Origin of the sequence: Polaribacter aestuariivivens (assembly GCF_005885675.1) — a bacterium.
Classification (GTDB): Bacteria; Bacteroidota; Bacteroidia; order Flavobacteriales; family Flavobacteriaceae; genus Polaribacter; species Polaribacter aestuariivivens.
The window spans coordinates 1-18,871 of the sequence record NZ_VANR01000005.1 but is presented as its reverse complement, the minus strand read 5'-3'; the positions used below and the strand labels follow the sequence as shown (position 1 = coordinate 18,871).

Annotated in this window: 15 protein-coding genes and 1 rRNA gene; 3 read left to right on the top strand and 13 right to left on the bottom strand. The window is 30.3% G+C overall.

Annotation, left to right across the window (positions count from 1 at the left end; genetic code table 11):
- Positions 1–212: 212 nt before the first annotated feature.
- The gene (locus tag FDT66_RS09660) at positions 213–716 is read right to left on the bottom strand and encodes a hypothetical protein (protein WP_138535982.1); all 504 of its coding nucleotides are present in this window, start codon (positions 714–716) and stop codon (positions 213–215) included.
- Positions 717–872: 156 nt separating this feature from the next.
- Positions 873–1,307 (bottom strand): DUF6265 family protein, encoded by a 435-nt coding sequence (locus FDT66_RS09655; RefSeq protein ID WP_138535981.1) that lies wholly within the window; start codon positions 1,305–1,307, stop codon positions 873–875.
- 95 nt (positions 1,308–1,402) lie between these two features.
- Here FDT66_RS09655 and prfA point away from each other — a divergent pair, with 95 nt between their 5' ends.
- Positions 1,403–2,479, top strand: coding sequence for a peptide chain release factor 1 (gene prfA, locus FDT66_RS09650; protein WP_138535979.1), 1,077 nt, complete (start codon positions 1,403–1,405; stop codon positions 2,477–2,479).
- 137 nt (positions 2,480–2,616) lie between these two features.
- Complete coding sequence (locus tag FDT66_RS09645; RefSeq protein ID WP_138535977.1) at positions 2,617–2,799, top strand: hypothetical protein; 183 nt, start codon at positions 2,617–2,619, stop codon at positions 2,797–2,799.
- A 109-nt stretch (positions 2,800–2,908) separates the two neighbouring features.
- On the opposite strand, the gene FDT66_RS09640 is transcribed toward FDT66_RS09645, so the two are convergent.
- From FDT66_RS09640 to thrS, 11 genes are all read right to left on the bottom strand, one after another.
- Entirely contained in the window at positions 2,909–5,311 is a 2,403-nt protein-coding gene (locus FDT66_RS09640; RefSeq protein ID WP_138535976.1) for a glycoside hydrolase family 31 protein, read from the bottom strand.
- A gap of 262 nt (positions 5,312–5,573) precedes the next feature.
- Positions 5,574–7,481: a 1,4-alpha-glucan branching protein GlgB gene (glgB, locus tag FDT66_RS09635; protein WP_138535975.1), complete on the bottom strand. Its 1,908-nt coding sequence runs from the start codon at positions 7,479–7,481 to the stop codon at positions 5,574–5,576.
- Positions 7,482–7,485: 4 nt separating this feature from the next.
- Complete coding sequence (locus FDT66_RS09630) at positions 7,486–9,114, bottom strand: trehalose synthase (RefSeq protein WP_138535974.1); 1,629 nt, start codon at positions 9,112–9,114, stop codon at positions 7,486–7,488.
- 2 nt (positions 9,115–9,116) lie between these two features.
- On the bottom strand, positions 9,117–11,054 hold the full coding sequence (locus FDT66_RS09625; protein WP_138535973.1) for an alpha-1,4-glucan--maltose-1-phosphate maltosyltransferase: 1,938 nt from the start codon (positions 11,052–11,054) through the stop codon (positions 9,117–9,119).
- Between the two features lie 36 nt (positions 11,055–11,090).
- Positions 11,091–12,365 carry a glucose-1-phosphate adenylyltransferase gene (locus FDT66_RS09620; protein ID WP_138535972.1) on the bottom strand — a complete coding sequence of 425 codons (1,275 nt, stop codon included), beginning with the start codon at positions 12,363–12,365 and terminating at the stop codon, positions 11,091–11,093.
- Between the two features lie 4 nt (positions 12,366–12,369).
- Positions 12,370–13,575, bottom strand: coding sequence for a glycogen synthase (gene glgA, locus FDT66_RS09615; RefSeq protein ID WP_138535971.1), 1,206 nt, complete (start codon positions 13,573–13,575; stop codon positions 12,370–12,372).
- Positions 13,576–13,781: 206 nt separating this feature from the next.
- A complete protein-coding gene (locus FDT66_RS09610) occupies positions 13,782–14,363 on the bottom strand; it encodes a hypothetical protein (protein ID WP_138535970.1) in 582 nt (193 codons plus the stop codon).
- Positions 14,364–14,466: 103 nt separating this feature from the next.
- Entirely contained in the window at positions 14,467–14,811 is a 345-nt protein-coding gene (gene rplT, locus FDT66_RS09605; protein ID WP_138535969.1) for a 50S ribosomal protein L20, read from the bottom strand.
- Between the two features lie 107 nt (positions 14,812–14,918).
- On the bottom strand, positions 14,919–15,116 hold the full coding sequence (gene rpmI / locus FDT66_RS09600) for a 50S ribosomal protein L35 (protein ID WP_138535968.1): 198 nt from the start codon (positions 15,114–15,116) through the stop codon (positions 14,919–14,921).
- 78 nt (positions 15,117–15,194) lie between these two features.
- Entirely contained in the window at positions 15,195–15,722 is a 528-nt protein-coding gene (infC, locus tag FDT66_RS09595; RefSeq protein ID WP_171032362.1) for a translation initiation factor IF-3, read from the bottom strand.
- A gap of 103 nt (positions 15,723–15,825) precedes the next feature.
- Positions 15,826–17,766, bottom strand: a complete 1,941-nt coding sequence (gene thrS / locus FDT66_RS09590) for a threonine--tRNA ligase (protein ID WP_138535967.1) — start codon at positions 17,764–17,766, stop codon at positions 15,826–15,828.
- A gap of 969 nt (positions 17,767–18,735) precedes the next feature.
- On the opposite strand from thrS, the gene FDT66_RS09585 reads away from it, so the two are divergent.
- Positions 18,736–18,871, top strand: a 16S ribosomal RNA gene (locus FDT66_RS09585); the annotation flags it as partial.

Here is an 18,871-nt window from a genome sequence, read left to right as displayed (position 1 = left end):
TTTTGTATAAACGTCTGTTACGGGTTAATATGTGTTATTTTTCGATTTAGAACTGACGTTAGCAATTCCGAGTGGATTCGGATGTGGTCGAATCCGCCGTAATTGTGGTTATACAGTGTTGGCAACTGGCTTTATTAAATATAGATTATCAATACTTCATAACATTTAAAAAATGCTAATTATTTTTGAAGGCTTATTCTTTATTTAAATAGCTATTCCTTATTCCATTCATCAAACCATTCGCTGCCATAAATTTTAGCTGCCACTATAAGTTTGTTTTTATAAACCCAACTCCAAGCTTCTGGAAAACCTTGAATATTAATTCTCCATTCGGTTTGATTAAAGTTAGGTTGACCAAAAAGAAGAGTAGCAGCCTTTTTAGCTTGCTCTTTGTTTTGATAATTTATGACTATCTCATACAGTGGTTTGTTTTGTTCATTATCAAAGTAATAAAATACGATTGGGATTTCAGGTATTTTAGTTTTTTGCGAGTATACAATCCTAAAATCAGTAACGTTGTTCGATTCTAGTACCAGATTGCTTCCTATTAAATTCTTGAAATCAGCCAAATTCATTCCAAAGTATATTTCCGAATTTATTTCGGGCGGTAATATATTAATAGCATTACTAGTTTTGTTTTGAGCTATAATTGAGGTATTATATAAAAAAAATGAGATGAACAAAAGATATATGATAGTATTATGTTTTTTTTTCATTTTTTGGTTTTAACTTTAAGATTAATGTACATAATTGTTTTTTCGTTCTGTATTGCATGCAGCTTGTTGCCAATAACACGATTATGACGTCTGTTTTAAAGATTTATAATCGGTGTTAGCGAAGTTATATTTTTTTAAGTTTAGAAACAAATTAAATTATTTTACACTCTCAAAAACAAAATCAATACTAAAATCATCATTAGAAACGAATGCTTTTAACTGCTTGTTTTCTATGTAATATTTTATTTTGGTAGGAAATTCATTTTGTGCATTTTCACATACAAAAGAAGTATCTGTTTGTGATGTAAATTTAAAAAAAGTGGCGGTTTCATTTACACCTTCTACTTTTAATTGAAACGTATCATTTACAGATACAATACTCATAATTTCTTTAAATGTGGTGTCTTTATTTTTTAGTGTGTAACCTACTCCTGTAAAATTGGTATTCCAATTCTCGTAAGTTTTATATCCTTCTTTGTCGTTTAAACGAATCCATTTTCCAATGATAAAAGTTGGTTTGTTCACGTTTTCTGTTTCTGTTTTACAAGAAATTATCAATAAAAAAGAACAAATGAGCAGAAAATATTTCATAACAAGTACGTTTTAATTATTCAAATATACTCAAAACGAAACATTTAAATTTCCGATAAATATTGTAAATTCGCAGTACAAGAAAAGAGTATCAAATGTTAGAAAAAATAAGAATTGTAAAACAACGTTATGATGAGGTTTCGGATTTAATTATTCAACCTGATGTAATTACAGATCAAAAACGGTATGCGCAATTAATGAAGGAGTACAAAGATTTAGGTGATGTTGTTAAAAAAGGAGATGAATACCAACAATTAATAAATAATATAGAAGAGGCAAAAGAAATTATTGCTGATGGTTCTGATGCAGAAATGACAGAAATGGCAAAAATGCAATTAGAGGAAGCCAATACTAGAATACCTGAATTGGAAGATGAAATTAAGTTTTTGTTAATACCAAAAGATCCAGAAGATTCTAAAAACGCAGTGGTAGAATTACGTGCTGGAACTGGTGGAGATGAAGCTAGTATTTTTGCAGGAGATTTGTTTAGAATGTATTCTAAATACTGTGAAAGTAAAGGTTGGAAAGTTTCTACGGTAGATTATTCTGAAGGTACAAATGGTGGTTTTAAAGAAATTCAGTTTGAAGTAAATGGTGATGACGTTTATGGGATTTTAAAGTTTGAAGCTGGTGTACATCGTGTACAAAGAGTTCCGCAAACGGAAACTCAAGGTCGTGTGCATACTTCTGCAGCTACTTGTATGGTTTTTCCGGAAGCAGAAGAATTTGATGTGGAAATAAATCCAAAAGATGTAAGAATCGATTTTTTCTGTTCATCAGGTCCTGGAGGTCAATCTGTAAACACGACTTATTCCGCAGTTCGTTTAACACATATTCCAACTGGTTTAGTAGCGCAATGTCAAGATCAAAAATCACAACATAAAAATAAAGAAAAAGCATTTAAAGTATTGCGTTCACGTTTGTATGATATGGAGTTGGCAAAGAAACAAGCTGAAGATGCTTTAAAGCGTGGTTCAATGGTTTCTTCTGGAGATAGAAGTGCAAAAATTAGAACTTATAATTATGCTCAAGGTAGAGTTACAGACCATAGAATTGGATTGTCATTATATGATTTGCCAAACATTATGAATGGTGATATTCAAAAAATTATTGACGAATTGATGTTGGCAGAAAATACAGAGAAGTTAAAAGAATTAGGAGACGGAATTTAAACAGTCATTTCCTTACAAATAAAAAAACCTCTAAATTAAATATTTTGAGGTTTTTTTATTTGAGTTAGTTTTTCAATGATATGAATTAACTTATAAATTGTTTTGATTGTATTTTTGAATTGAGAAAGAAATAAAAAATGATTGCTACTAAAATTTTAGGACTCAGTAAATTTTTTACCAAGAGTAAAAAAATTAAAATTGCCATTTTACTATTGGAAGTAGCAATTCTTACATATGCATACAACAATAGTAAAAAAGAAGAGAAAGAAAAATTAGAATTGGAAAAAGAAAAAAACAACAAATTGCTTGAAAAGGAATAACTTTAAATTGCTATTGAAAAAAGTTAAAATTACTATTAAAAACTTAAAAATCGACCAAAATTCAAATGAACTTTAGTCGATTTTTTTTTATTTAAAAACTGAATTTTATTTATTTACCAAATAAATGTAATTCTGTAAACTCTTTATTAATAGTTATAGAATGAGATTCTAAATTAATACTTTCCAGAGCAATTTCTACATTATCTACTTGTACAGTAGTTACAGTAAATGGTAAATTATGAAACACAATATGGAATTTTGTATAATTAGCATCGTAATCACCACGTTTGTGTTGTTGTAAAATAAATTCTTCTTTTTTACCAGTTGTTTTAAAAGTACGTAAGCTAAATCTTCCTTTTTTATAGTCATACCCATCATGTGCGTCATCATACAATGTTGAAGATTCTTTTCCTTCTTTGTAATAAATATCTAAGGTAATTTCATCAAATTCTTTTTCGCCAACATATTGTTGTACAGGATATTTAGGGATAACAGCACCTTCTTTAATAAAAATTGGTAAACTATCTATATCTGCATCAACCCACATTTCTTTTCCACCTTCTACAACTTCATCAGTCCAGAAATTATACCATTTACCTCTAGGAACGTACATTCTACGTCCTTTTGCATTTGGTTCTATAATTGGACAAACTAAAATTTGTTCTCCGTACACAAATTCATCACTTCTGTAATGTGTTTGATGATCTTCTTGGTCGTATAAAACTAGTGATTTTAAAATAGGAGTTCCATCATTAATATATTTCCAGAAAGCAGTGTATAAATAAGGTAACAATTGATATCTTAATTCTACGAACTTTCTTACAATGTCAGTAATTTCTTCACCAAAAACCCATGGTTCTTGATCTCCATGATCTCCAGAAGAATGTACTCTACAAAAAGCATGAAACACACCTAATTGAATCCATCTTGCAAATAATTCACCTTGAGGTTGCTCTGCAAAACCACCAATGTCAGATCCTGCAAATGAAAAACCAGACATTGCCATTCTTTGAGCTTGATTGTTTGCAATAGCTAAATGTTCCCAAGTTGCAACATTATCTCCCATCCAAGTAGAAGTATATCTTTGAGCACCAGAATAAGCAGAACGCGTAATTACGAAAGGCCTTTTTGGATATGCATATTTTTTTAAACCATGGTAGGTTGCACGTGCCATTTGTGTTCCGTAAATATTATGAGCTTTTCTGTGAGAACAAGGATTTCCATCATAATCATGACGAACATCGTTTGGAAATGATTTGTTTGGAACATCCATTACTGCAGGTTCATTCATATCATTCCACACACCTTTTACTCCAATATCTTCAATTAATTCTTTAAATAAACCAGACCACCAATCTCTAACTTCTGGTTTTGTATAATCTGGAAAATAACATTCCCCAGGCCAAACTTTACCTTTCATATAAGGGCCATCTGCACGTTTACAGAAATAATCTTTATCTAAAGCTTCTTTAAAGACATCGTATTCTAAATCAATTTTAATTCCTGGATCTATAATAACCACAGTTTTAAAACCATCATCTTCCAATTCTTTTACCATTCGTTTTGGATCAGGAAAATGATTTTTATCCCAAGTAAAACAACGGAAACCATCCATATAATCAATGTCTAAATAAATAGCATCACATGGTATTTTTAAATCTCTAAAGGTATTTGTTACTTGTTTAACATTTGCCTCTGGATAATAACTCCATTTACATTGATGAAACCCTAAAGCCCATAATGGAGGTAATGCATGAGGTTTTCCTGTTAAATCGGTATAATTTCTAACAACATCATTCATTTCTGGACCGTAAATGAAATAATAATTCATTTCACCACCTTGTGCCCAAAAACTGGTTACATTTCTTCGCTCACAAGCAAAATCGAAATGTGTTTTAAAGGTGTTGTCAAAGAAAATACCATACGACTTATTGTCTTGAATAGCTGTATAAAATGGAATAGCCTTGTAAATTGGGTCTGTATTTTTACCAAAAGCGTAAGAATCTGTTGCCCAGTTCTCGAAACGCTTTCCTTTCATATTTACATCTACAGGTTTATCACCCAAACCATAAAAGCTTTCTGCTTTTTGACAGGTTTTACTCATTTTAACGATGTCTCCACCATATTCGTAACTTTCTTCCCAGTGGAAACCAATTTCATCTTCATTAATCAATTTTGAGTCTAAAGCGTCATACAAACTAACTTGCATGCTTTGTTTTTCTACTTTACAAATTAATTTTGAAGTTGTAATTATATAATGTGTTTCATCTTCACTAATTTTTAAGAAGCTATAACCTCTACTTGCGTGAATAGTTACTCCGTAAGAAAAATCGTTTTCAAATTTTCCTGTTGTGGAATAACGAAAACGAATTACACTATCTCTAATAACGGTAACTTGTAAAACAACATTGTTTTTTGTTGTAAAGTATAAAGTATCTACGTCTTTTTTATATTTTACTATTTCTGAAGGAAATAGATTTCCTTTTTGTTCTAATTCAGTATTAACAATCATAATTGTTTGCTTGTTTTTAATCTTGTAAATTTCGTAAAAGTTTGTAATAGAACCTTCTGTAAATTCTTTTTTTTACGATAACGTTTTAGTTTATTTTATCATAAACTTAGTGCTAAAATACTATAAATAAAGGAATAAAGTTGAAGTATATCTATTATTCAGAATACAATAAAAATAGTTATTGTTTTTTTTGAAGAATAGAAAAATAGCTTGTAATTTTTACAAATACGATAGTAAAAATTACAAGCTATTTTATTTAAGTTTATTGATATTTAAAAGCTAACATTGCTAACGGTGGTAAATCTAATTCGATAGAATTTTTTCTGTTATTCCAAATTTTAGATTCTGATGTAACTGTTTTGTTTTTATACTGGTTTGTTCCATTAAACTTTTTATCATCACTATTAAAAATTTCTTTTAATTTACCTGCTTTCGGTAAACCAATTCTGTATTTTTCTCTTGGAACAGGAGTCATATTTAATACTATAATGATATTGTCTTTTTCATTTTCTCCTTTTCTCATATAAGATAATACTGAGTTTTGATGATCTCCATGATCTATCCATTCAAAACCTTCGTGAGAAAATTGTTTTTGATGTAATGCTTTTTCTTTTTTGTAAAACTTATTTAATTCTTTCACCAAAGTTTGTGCTCCTTTATGCACATCGTATTGCAATAAATGCCAGTCTAAACTTCCTTCAAAATTCCATTCGGAAGTTTGTCCGAATTCTCCACCTTGAAATAATAGTTTTGTTCCTGGATGTGTAAACATATAACTGTACATCAATCTTAAATTTGCAAAACGTTGCCACTCATCTCCAGGCATTTTAGAAACGATGGATTTTTTTCCATACACAACTTCGTCATGAGAAAGAGGTAACATAAAATTTTCTGTAAAAGCGTAATTTAAACTAAAAGTTAAATCGTTTTGATGATGTTTTCTATATAGTGGTTCTTTGGCAAAATACTCTAAAGTATCGTGCATCCAACCCATCATCCATTTCATACCAAAACCTAAACCACCATCGTAAATTGGTCTTGAAACTTTTGAAAAAGAGGTTGATTCTTCTGCAATGGTTTGTACATCAGGAAAAGCTTCGTAAACAGCCATATTCATTTCTTTAATAAAATCGATAGCTTCTAAATATTCATTTCCACCATACATATTTGGTTCCCATTCTCCATCTTCTCTAGAATAATCTAAAAACAACATAGATGCTACAGCATCTACTCGTAAGCCATCTGCATGATATTGATCTAACCAAAAAATAGCATTACTAATTAAAAACGCTTTTATTTCATTTCTACCATAATTAAATATCAAACTTTTCCAATCTTGATGATATCCTTTTCTTCTATCTGGATGTTCGTATAAATGAGAACCATCAAAAAACCCTAAACCATGATCGTCTGAAGGAAAGTGAGAAGGTACCCAATCTAATAAAACGCCAATTCCGTTTTCGTGGAATTTATCAACTAAAAATTTAAATTCATCAGGATAACCAAAACGAGATGTTGGTGCAAAATATCCAGTTAATTGATATCCCCAACTTGGGTCGTAAGGATATTCCATAATTGGCATAAATTCTACGTGCGTAAAATTCATGTCTTTTACATATGCAACTAGCTCATCTGCTAATTCATTGTAGCTTAAAAAACGGTTTTCTTCAATTTGTTTTTTCCAAGAACCTAAATGAACTTCATACACAGAAAAAGGCGCATCTAATGCGTTGTTTTTTTTTCTGTTTTTCATCCATTTTTTATCATTCCAAGTATAATCATCTTCCCATACAACAGATGCTGTTTTTGGAGGATGCTCACATCTTCTTGCAAAAGGATCTGCTTTTTCCGTAATTACATTATTGCTAGAATTGCGAATTTTGTATTTATAAATTGCTCCTTTGCCAACATTTGGAATAAAACCTTCCCAGATTCCACTTCCATCCCAACGTACGTTTAAGTGGTGCTCACCTTCTTGCCAAAAATTAAAATCACCAATTACAGAAACTGCTTTTGCGCTTGGTGCCCAAACAGCAAAATAGGTTCCTTCAACACCATTTACGGTGGTAATATGTGCTCCAAATTTTTCGTATAAACGATAATGTTTTCCTGCTTTAAATAAATCAATGTCAAAATCTGTAAAAAGACTGTGTACTATTGTTTGTGTCATAGTTTTATGAATTCAATATGTTAGCAATACCTTTTAATGGAATAATAGTCCATTTTGGTCTTGAATTGAGTTCGTAGCCCAATTCGTAAATTGCTTTTTCTAATAAGCAATATTTTAATAAAAATCTTCTTTCGTTTCTGTAACCTATATGTAGGTTTGCTTCTTTTGTTGTTGCTACATAGGTTTCCATGAAAATTGAAACCATGTATTTGTATAGTAATTCGCCATATTCAAAAAGTTCTTCTCTACTTTTTGAATATTCTTTTTCGTTATTAAATATAGTTGAATAGATAGCGTAATGAAAAGAGCGAAATAAACCAGCTACATCTTTTAAAGGTGGTTGTTTTACTTTTCGGTCTCTAATTGTGCTTTCTGGTTCTCCTTCAAAATCTAAAATGCAAAAATTATCTTCTTGAACTAAAATTTGCCCTAAATGATAATCGCCATGAATTCGAATTCTTTCACCTTTTAATTTTGTCCAATCGAAATTAACCAAACGTTTTCTAATTTCATTTTTTCGTTCTAAAAAGTCTTTGGCAAGTTCTAAAGAATAGCCTTCTAATTTGTGAAAATTATTTTCTGTTAAATTTAACCTGTTTTGAAATTGATAGGTTAATCTGTTTTTTAACCAAACAGAATAATCACCATTAAACCTAGTTGGAGTGAAGGCAGTATCTGCAAATTCAGAGCCTAAAGCAACATGCATTTCAGCAGTTATTTTTGCTATTAGTTTTACTTTGTTTAAAATATTTAGTCCTAACCAATCAATTATTTGTGGAGCAACTTCTGTAATTTTTAAACGGTCGTATAATGTTACGTCTGGTAAATTAGTATATTGAATATTTTTCGTATCAATATTTTTATAAATTTTATGAATTTCTTTTAAAAAATATTCCCAAGCATCTCCTTTGTTTGGTACTAATTTTTGCATTAAGCCAATTGTAATGTTTACATCATCAGAATCAATAATATTAATGCTTCCCAAATATGGAGGTGTATTTTTAAATTCTTTTGTTTCTGATAAAAAGCGACTCATTTCATAATCTGGATTTTTATCAGCATAAATTCTTCTAAAAAACTTGAGTATAAAAGCATTATTGTAAATAATAGAAGTGTTGCTTTGTTCTACACCCATAAATTTTGAGGTTTCGTAGTTTGGAAACTTAAAACCTTCTGATTTATGATATTGTACAGGTGTTTTATCTATTGGTAAAGCTGTACAAATTCTTTCATATACTACTTTTCTAAAGCCTTCTAAAAAAATAGCATCTACAATAAACCCTTTTTTATTATTTAATTCAATTGGTAAAATTCTACTTTCTTGAGTGGCACTTTCATTTGGAACAAATGCAATAGGTAAAAAATAATGATGGTAAAATGCCTCTACAAAATTTACTTCTAAAATTAGACCAAAATAAATTTCTCCATCTTGTTGAATTTTAAAATACTCACTTAATTCTATGTATTTTAATTGACTTGATTTTCCTCCAAACCAACGTTGTTTTTGAATATAATCTTCTAAAACTTCAGATAAAAAAACAGCAGGAAATTTTGTATCCGTCATAATTTCTTCCCAGTTTTTATTGGAAGAAAACATCGTGGTTTTTGAATTTTCTGCTGTTTTGTTTAACATTATTATTTGTTGATTTTAAATATATGAAAAGGAATAAATGGATTTAATTCAACATAATTCCATTCATTATACCAATTGTAAGAATTGTTTGTGATTAAATCTTGTACTTCAATTTTTTGTCCTTCATGTATGTTTAATTGGTGTAAAGGAACTTGAACAGAACCAGACTGTGTATGATAGGCATCTAAACTAATAACGGTTAGTGTTTCATTGGTTTTGTCTTGATTCCACTTATAGAAAGCGATTAAATTATCATTTCCTGTTTCACAAAATTGAATGTTATTTGTTTGCTGAAAAGATTCGTTATTTTTTCTGATAGAATTAATTAATGAAATAATGGTTGTTAATCTATTTTCTTTGTTCCAGTCATAATGGCAAAGTTGAAACTTTTCAGACATATAATATTCTTCTTTTCCATTAATTGGCTGACTAATCATTTGTTCAAAAACTGGCCCGTAAATACCTATGTTGGAGCTTAAAGTAGCCGCTAAAGCATAACGTAAAAGAAATTTTGCTTCAGGTGCATTTTGCAAATGAAACGGATTAATATCTGGCGTATTTGGCCAAAAATTAGGTCGCATATATTCCTTTTGATCGGTTTTTGTTAACTCGTTCATATACTCGATAATCTCGTGTTTTGATTCTCGCCAAGTAAAATAAGTATACGATTGTGTGTAACCTTGTTTTGCTAGTTGTTGCATTATTTTTGGACGTGTAAACGCTTCTGCTAAAAATAATACATCTGGATGTTTCTTCTTTACTTCAGTAATTATCCAACCCCAAAAATAGTAAGGTTTTGTGTGTGGATTGTCTACTCTAAATACATTAATTCCACAATCTATCCAGTAAAATAAAGTGTCTAAACACTCTTGCCAAAGGTTTTTATAATCTGCAGTTTCCCAATAAATTGGTAAAATATCTTGGTATTTTTTTGGAGGATTTTCTGCATATTGCACAGTTCCATCTGGTCTCCATTTGAACCAATCTGGATGATCTTTTACCCAAGGATGATCTGGAGCTGCTTGTAAGGCATAATCCATCGCAATTTCAATACCTTGCTTTTTTGCATCTTTTATCAATTCTTTAAAATCTTCTAAAGAACCTAATTCTGGATGAATATCTTTATGTCCTCCGTGTTTAGAACCTATTCCCCAAGTAGAACCAACATCATTTTTTTCTGCTACAGTAGTATTGTTTTTTCCTTTTCTGTTTACTTCTCCAATTGGATGAATAGGAGGGAAGTATAAGGTGTCAAATCCCATTTTTGCAACTCTAGGTAATAATCTATGACAATCTTTAAAAGTACCATGTTTACCTTCAGTTTCAGAGGCTGATCTTGGAAAAAATTCGTACCAAGTGCTAAAACGTGCCTTTAATCTGTCTACATAAACAGGTAAAGATTTGCTTTCCTGCGCCAATTGCTTTATAGGATATTTGATTAAAGTTTCTTTTAATTTGTTAGAAACTGCTTCTTTTATTGCTTTAGCATATTTAGTTTCGTCTTCAAAAATGGCAATTAAACTATTTAAATATTTTTTTTCTTCTGTAGTTGCTTTTTTAACAATAGGTTTTAATAGTTCTGCACCTTCTAAAAGCTCGGATTTTACATGCTGGTAATCATCAATTTTTCTGCCAATACCATGTTGCCAGTTTAATGGATAATCTACCCAACCTTGTAATTTGTACTCATAAAAACCTTGTTTTGTTACTTGAAAACTTGCAGTGTATCCATCATTATTTGTTGGATGCATTCTTGTTTCTTTCCAAGTTTTTTCACTTTTATGTTTGTATAATAAACTTGCTTGAATTACATCATGTCCGTCTACTAAAACATCTGCAGTTACAGTTACAATTTCGTTAATTACGCGTTTTATAAAAACAGCTCCACAGTTTAATTGAGGAGCTATATTTTCAATTACAATTCTACTTTGATTTTGCATTCTACTATTTTTCTTTTTATTTTAAAGAATTAAAAATTAGTCCATCCCAATTTTAGTTCCTTTGGGTATTACAGCTTCTTTTTTAATAACTACAATTCCGTCTTTAATAAAGTAAGTATCTGTTTCAGTATCTTCTAAATGAGGACCTCCGTTAATTTTAGTATCGTCACCAATTCTACAATTTTTATCTATAATACAATTATTGATGTGACATCTATCACCAATTCCCATCATGATTTCTATTTTATTATTGGCAACTTCCTCTAAGGTTTCAAAACTATCATTACCCATCATATATGTGTTTGAAACTACTGCTTCTTTACCTATTCTAGATCGAATTCCAATAACACACGTGTCTATTTTAGCAGCATTTATAATACAACCTTCTCCAATTACGGCTTTGTGCAGCATTGTTCCAGAAACTTTTGAGGTAGGTAATATTCTTGCTCTAGTATATATTCGATTTTCTTCGTCGTATAAATTAAATTTTGGGACTTCTTCTGCTAAGCCCAAATTTGCTTCAAAGAAAGAATCTATATTTCCGATATCTGTCCAATATCCTTCATATTGGTAACTTAAAGTTTTGTGCTCACCAATTGCTTGTGGTATAATTTCTTTTCCAAAATCAACGGTATCTGGATTGTTCATTAATTTCACTAAAAGGTCTCTATTGAAAATATAAATTCCCATAGATGCTAAATAGTGTCTCTCTTCATTTTTCATTTGGTCACTAACATCTGAAGTCCAATCAGGCAATAAATCTGCATCTGGTTTTTCTATAAAAGAGGTGATAATATTTTCGTCATTTGTTTTTAAAATTCCAAAAGAAGTTGCATCTTTTGCGTTTACTGGGTAAGTTGCAATTGAAATTTCTGCGTTACTTTCTCGATGTTTTTTAATCATATCATTAAAATCCATTTGATATAACTGATCCCCAGAAAGTATTAAAGCATACTCGAAGTCATTTTGAAGGAAATGATGCATACTCTGTCTTACAGCATCTGCAGTACCTTGAAACCATTTATCACTATGTATGGTTTGTTCTGCAGCTAAAACATCTACAAATGCTGTACTGAAAAAACTAAAATGATAGGTGTTTTTTATATGTTGATTTAAAGATGCAGAATTAAATTGTGTTAATACATACATTCTTTTAATATCGGAATTTATACAATTTGAGATAGGAATATCTACCAACCTATATTTTCCTGCAATTGGTACTGCTGGTTTAGATCTGTCTTCTGTTAATGGATATAATCTAGATCCTTGTCCTCCTCCTAAAATTATTCCTAATACTTTGTCGTTTATCATCTGATTATTTTTTTAATGATTCGTATAACTTTTCTACTTGTTTGGCAATTGAAACCCAGTCAAAATGATCTTCAACTCTTTTTCTACTTTTTTCTGCCATTTGATTTTTCAAAGTAGGGTTATTAATTATTTTATTAATTCCATTTGCCAAATCTCTTGCAAATTTATCTGGATTTTCAGGTTCAAAAGGTGCTTCTTTTTGTTGTTCAACAGGAATTAAAAGACCGGTTTCATTATGAACAACAACTTCTTTAATGCCTCCAACAGCGCTTGCAACAACAGCTGTTTTACAAGCCATGGCTTCAATATTAATAATTCCAAAAGGCTCATAAATAGAAGGGCAACAAAAAACGTCTGCATGTGAGTACAATTGAATAACTTCTTTTTTGGTAACCATTTTATCAATCCAAATAACGTTATCTCTGGTTTTTTTTACTTCATTTACGGCATTTTCCATTTCAATACCAATTTCCTTTGTGTCTGGAGCACCTGCACAAAGTACTATTTGTGTTTCTTTATCAATATATTTTATTGCATTTACTAAATGAATAATTCCTTTTTGCCTTGTTATTCTTCCTACAAAAAGTACGTAAGGTTTTGATTTATCTATATTATATTCTTCTAAAGTCGAAGTTTCTTTAGTAACTACGTATTCTTTTAAATTAATTCCGTTATAAATCACCTTTACCTTACTCTCATCAACATTAAAATGTTTTAGTACATCTACCTTAGTTTCTTTTGAAACGGCAATAATAGCGTCTGCCATTTCTATTGCAGTTTTTTCAATCCAAGAGGATGCTTCGTATCCGTTTCCTAATTGTTCGCGTTTCCAAGGTCTTAGTGGTTCTAATGAGTGAGTTGTAATAACTAATGGAATGTTGTAGCAAAGTTTGGCTACAATACCTGCAAATTGAGCATACCAAGTGTGGCAGTGTACAACATCTGCATTTATAGTTTTTGCATTCATTTGAATACAAGTACTTAGTGTTTTTAGAACTGCTTTTAATTTATCATCTGATTCGTCGAAAATAATATTTTCAAACGGATAGCCTTTTACAGATAGATTGTCATTTTTTAAATCTTGATCACCAAAACACCTCACATCAACTTCCATTAATTTAGCAAGTTCATTTGCTAAATATTCGACATGAACTCCAGCCCCACCATATACGTACGGAGGAAATTCTCTTGTAAAAAAAAGTGCTTTCATAAGTTTAAAAGATAGTTTAAAGTTTAGTGAACTTTGTTAATTAGATAATTAACGACGTTAAATTAACAAAAAAAAATCAGGTATACCTATGAAAGCAACATTATTATTACTTTAATAATATAAAAAGAGAATATCAATAACTTAATACATATTTAATAGTAGTTTGAAATTTTGTTTGCTATATCTGCAAGAAAAAAAACATGAATTTAATTATTGCGCTGCTTATTAATTTCATCTTGGAGCTGTCTTCTTAACTTTTGTTCTTTCTCCAATGATTTTTTTCTATGCAGTTCGTATTCTTGTTCAATTTCTAATAAGTTATTTTGCGCTTCTTTAGTAATAACATTGCTTTTAGAAAATTTGTAAGCAAAGTATAATAAAGTTAATGTTAGTATAAAAACAAGCCCCCATAAAATAAGGTTATACGTAGTTTTGTTTAGTTGTAAACCAAATAAAGAAATAGAATTTTCTTTGTTTGTTGATGTTTTTAAATCAAACTGAGTTTTAGAAAGATCTTTTTGTATTTTTTCGATGTTTTCTCTTTCCGTTTTAAGTAATCTTTCTTTTTCTGAAATAAGTTTTTGAGACGCCTTTATTGAGTCTAACACATCTTGTTTTAGTTTCTGAAATTTGTCTTTACTAATCACCTTATAATTTTGATATGAGGTGGAAGTTCTATATATATCGTCAAATTGAGTTTCTAAAGAAATTGTTTCATTTTGTGATTCTTGAGAGTAAATAATTGACGTTAAAAAGGTGAAAAGAATTGTAATTTTTAAAAGTTTCATGTATCTGTTTTTTTTGTAAACGATTTTTTTTTCAAAAGAATAAATGTACTAAAAAAACCCAAACGAAATCGTTTGGGTTTTATTATAAGCAAGTAATTTATATTTATTTAATTTTCTCTACAACTGCCTTAAAAGCTTCTGGGTTGTTTACAGCTAAATCTGCTAAAACCTTACGGTTTAATTCGATGTTATTAGCTTTTACTTTTCCCATAAACTGAGAGTAAGACATTCCATTTAAACGAGCTGCAGCGTTAATACGTACAATCCATAAAGAACGGAAGTTTCTCTTATTGTTTTTACGGTCTCTATATGCATAAAGCATACCTTTTTCAACCGCATTTTTTGCTACTGTGTAAACGTTTTTTCTACGTCCGAAGTAACCTTTTGCTGCCTTCAAGATTTTTTTTCTTCTTCTTCTTGAGGCTACTGAATTTACTGATCTTGGCATAATTTCAATGTGTTTTGTAATGAGCGACGTTACAAACGTACTTTTAATTAAATATGATTTTAATTGCTACATTACATGGTTAATAATAAAATTCCCTGTTATTAAACTTATTTTAAGTTTAATTGCAATTTAATGTTTGGCTCATCTGCTTTGTGTACCAAAGTATCATGAGTTAACTTTAACTTACGTTTTTTAGACTTCTTTGTTAAGATGTGACTTTTAAACGCGTGCTTTCTTTTAATTTTTCCAGAACCAGTAAGTTTAAATCTTTTTTTGGCGCTAGATTTGGTTTTCATTTTAGGCATTTCTCCTTCGTTTTAACTTGCTTAATATTATTATTTACAAAATTAACATCTAAAATGTTGTGATGTTTTTTTTTGTAATTATTTTACTTTTTTTGGAGCAATAAACATAATCATACGTTTACCTTCTAATTTTGGTAATTGCTCAACTTTACCATACTCTTCTAATTCTTGAGCTAACTTTAATAATAGAATTTGTCCTTGTTCTTTAAAGATGATTGAACGTCCTTTGAAAAATACAAATGCTTTTAATTTAGCTCCATCTTGTAAGAATTTTATGGCATGTTTTTTCTTAAATTCATAGTCATGCTCATCTGTTTGAGGTCCAAAACGTATTTCTTTAATGGTAACTTTAGTAGCTTTAGATTTTAAAGCTTTTTCACGTTTTTTTTGCTCATACAAGAACTTCTTGTAATCAATAACTTTACAAACAGGTGGTTTTGCTTTTGGAGATATTTCTACCAAATCCAACTCTTGTTCTTTGGCAATTTCTTTAGCTTTTGCTAATGGATATACACCAATTTCTACATTATCACCTACAAGGCGAACTTCGTCAACATATTTTATTTTTTCATTAATTCTATGTTGATCTTCTTTGATTACTCTCAACGGTCTTCTTGACCTACTTCTACGTATTGCTATGACTTAAAATTTTTAAATTTAACTTATGGTTTTATACAAACCTTTTTATTTTATTGAATTTCAAAATTAACTAAAATTTTTTCAATGTTTTACTTTCTTCTTCTTTAATTAAAGAAATAAATTCTTCAATGGTAAATGTTCCAATATCACCTTCACCATGTTTTCTTACAGAAACCGTGCCATCTTGCTCTTCTTTTTCACCAACAATTACCATAAATGGTACTTTACTAACTTCTGCATCTCGTATTTTACGTCCGGTTTTTTCACTTCGGTTGTCTACGAGGGCGCGAATTTCGGAATTTTCTAACGATTCTAAAACTTTTTCTGAATATTTTTGATATTTGTCACTGATTGGCAATAAGATAACTTGATCTGGTGTTAGCCAAAGTGGGAAATTTCCACCTGTATGTTCTAGCAATACTGCAATAAATCGTTCCATGGAACCAAATGGCGCTCTATGAATCATTACAGGTCTGTGAGATTGATTATCTGAACCTGTATAGGTCAAATCAAAACGTTTTGGTAAATTATAATCAACTTGTATGGTTCCTAATTGCCAACTTCTGCCTAGTGCATCCTTCACCATAAAATCTAATTTAGGGCCATAAAAGGCAGCTTCACCCTCTTCAACAACAAAATTTAAACCCTTATCTGTTGCTGCATTAATAATTGCTTGTTCTGCAATTTCCCAAGTTTCTGTGTCTCCTATATATTTATCAGGATTATTTTTATCTCTAATAGAAACTTGTGCTGTAAAATCTTCGAATCCTAATGATCCAAACACATATAATACTAAGTCTATTACGTTTTTAAACTCTTGATCTAATTGTTCTGATGTACAGAAAATATGAGCATCATCTTGCGTAAAACCTCTAACACGTGTTAATCCATGTAGTTCTCCACTTTGTTCATATCTGTATACAGTCCCGAACTCTGCAAAGCGTTTTGGTAAATCTTTATAAGAATGTGGTTTAAAGTTGTAAACCTCACAGTGATGTGGGCAGTTCATTGGTTTTAACAAAAACTCTTCATCCATTTTCGGAGTTTTAATGGCTTGGAAACTGTCTTCACCATATTTTTCATAATGTCCAGAAGTAACATATAGTTCTTTCTGACCAATATGAGGTGTCATTACCATTTCGTATCCTGCTTTTTTCTGCGCCGCTTTTAAAAAATCTTCTAAACGAGCTCGTAAAGCAGCTCCTTTTGGTAACCACAAAGGCAAACCTGCACCTACTTTTTGAGAAAAAGTAAACAGTTCTAATTCTTTTCCTAACTTTCTGTGGTCTCTCTTTTTAGCTTCTTCTAGCAACTCTAAATATTCAGTCAACATTTTTTGCTTTGGAAAACTAATTCCATAAACACGAGTCAACTGATTATTCTTTTCGTCACCACGCCAATAAGCACCAGCAACATTCATTATTTTTACAGCTTTTATAATTCCAGTATTTGGAATGTGCCCCCCTCTACATAAGTCAGTAAAATTACTGTGGTCACAAAAAGTGATATCACCATCCGTCAAGTTTTCTATCAACTCAACTTTATATTCATTATTTTCTTCTTTATATAAAGACAAAGCATCTGCCTTAGAAACCGAACGCATAGAAAATTCATGTTTTCCTCGAGCAATTTCTAAAAACTTCTTTTCTAACTTACCAAAATCATTTTCAGAAAGTACTTCTTCTCCTAAATCAACATCGTAATAAAAACCATTATCAATTGCAGGTCCTATTGTTAACTTCGCATTCGGATAAAAACTTAAAATAGTTTCAGCCAAAACATGTGCAGAGGAATGCCAGAAAGCTTTCTTCCCACCATCATCATTAAATGTAAATAAAACTAAAGAACCATCTTTGGTAAGTGGAGTAGTGGTTTCAACAGTCGTTCCGTTAAAACTTGCAGATATAACGTTTCTAGCGAAACCTTCACTAATGCTTTTTGCAACATCCATAGGAGTGCTATTTATTGCAAACTCCTTAATACTTCCGTCAGGTAAAGTAATTTTAATCATTTAAAATATAATTTTGAGATTGCAAAGATATTAGAAAACAATTTTTTACACAATATATATATGTACTTATTATAGTAATCTTTATTTGGGTGTTTCCGCGCAAAAAAAGCGCGACCGGGCTTTCCGCACTTGCTTTTTATTTGCTTTATATTGCAAATAAAAGAGCTCAAACAAATGCTTCAATCCCTAACACAAGCACCTTTATGAAGTATTTGTAGTAGTAAAAAGTATTAGCAACAAATTAAATTGTAAAAGATAATGCTGTTATTCTGTGGTATCTTATCTCCAAGATATAGATAAAATTATTCAGTAGTTTTGGTTTTTGCTATTAGAAATAAAAAAGATTCAAAAAACTTTTGGTTCTAACTTTCGTGTTTTCAATGGGTTAAAGTTTTAGAAGAAATAAAACAGAAAAGAATTTGTAAAAAGGGTTGTGAGAGTAAAAAGGAGTTGTATATTTGCACCCGCTAACGGAAAAACAGTTACGTTAGTAGAGTTCATTGAGGTGTTGTTTTTGTATTATTAGTTTGTTTTAGTTGATTTGTTTTTTTGGAGAAAAAAAGATTAAAAAAAAACGAAATTAAATTAGGTTGATAATTAAAAAACATTGTATCTTTGCCGTCCGATTTATCGGGGAGTAAGGTTCATTTTTTTAGAGGGTAAAAAAGATTTAAAAAAAATAATTATTTTACTTGTCAATTTAAAAATAAGTTTTAAATTTGCACCCGCTAATGGAAATAGCAAAACGATCAAAGAGATTTTGGAATAGTAATTTAGAGTAATTATTAGTTAGTTCGATTCTAGCGTTTCTACAAATTAGGATTTATAACGATTGTGAAAGCAAGAGTGCGATACCCTAAAAGTTCATTGAAAATATTGAAATTGACAGCGTAAACAAAGAGTAGAATAACCGCATTATTTATAATGTAAATTCTTTTGAAACTTATTCATTCATATTATTTAAGATATACAATGAAGAGTTTGATCCTGGCTCAGGATGAACGCTAGCGGCAGGCCTAACACATGCAAGTCGAGGGGTAACATTGGTGCTTGCACCAGATGACGACCGGCGCACGGGTGCGTAACGCGTATAGAACCTACCTTT

Bases quoted from the DNA above. Each gene is read 5' to 3' on its own strand.
- FDT66_RS09660 (WP_138535982.1), bottom strand. From the start codon at position 716: ATGAAAAAAAAACATAATACTATCATATATCTTTTGTTCATCTCATTT.
- rpmI (WP_138535968.1), bottom strand. From the start codon at position 15,116: ATGCCTAAAATGAAAACCAAATCTAGCGCCAAAAAAAGATTTAAACTT.
- prfA (WP_138535979.1), top strand. From the start codon at position 1,403: ATGTTAGAAAAAATAAGAATTGTAAAACAACGTTATGATGAGGTTTCG.
- FDT66_RS09645 (WP_138535977.1), top strand. From the start codon at position 2,617: ATGATTGCTACTAAAATTTTAGGACTCAGTAAATTTTTTACCAAGAGT.
- rplT (WP_138535969.1), bottom strand. From the start codon at position 14,811: ATGCCAAGATCAGTAAATTCAGTAGCCTCAAGAAGAAGAAGAAAAAAA.
- thrS (WP_138535967.1), bottom strand. From the start codon at position 17,766: ATGATTAAAATTACTTTACCTGACGGAAGTATTAAGGAGTTTGCAATA.
- FDT66_RS09640 (WP_138535976.1), bottom strand. From the start codon at position 5,311: ATGATTGTTAATACTGAATTAGAACAAAAAGGAAATCTATTTCCTTCA.
- FDT66_RS09655 (WP_138535981.1), bottom strand. From the start codon at position 1,307: ATGAAATATTTTCTGCTCATTTGTTCTTTTTTATTGATAATTTCTTGT.
- FDT66_RS09610 (WP_138535970.1), bottom strand. From the start codon at position 14,363: ATGAAACTTTTAAAAATTACAATTCTTTTCACCTTTTTAACGTCAATT.
- glgA (WP_138535971.1), bottom strand. From the start codon at position 13,575: ATGAAAGCACTTTTTTTTACAAGAGAATTTCCTCCGTACGTATATGGT.
- FDT66_RS09625 (WP_138535973.1), bottom strand. From the start codon at position 11,054: ATGCAAAATCAAAGTAGAATTGTAATTGAAAATATAGCTCCTCAATTA.
- FDT66_RS09620 (WP_138535972.1), bottom strand. From the start codon at position 12,365: ATGATAAACGACAAAGTATTAGGAATAATTTTAGGAGGAGGACAAGGA.
- FDT66_RS09630 (WP_138535974.1), bottom strand. From the start codon at position 9,114: ATGTTAAACAAAACAGCAGAAAATTCAAAAACCACGATGTTTTCTTCC.
- glgB (WP_138535975.1), bottom strand. From the start codon at position 7,481: ATGACACAAACAATAGTACACAGTCTTTTTACAGATTTTGACATTGAT.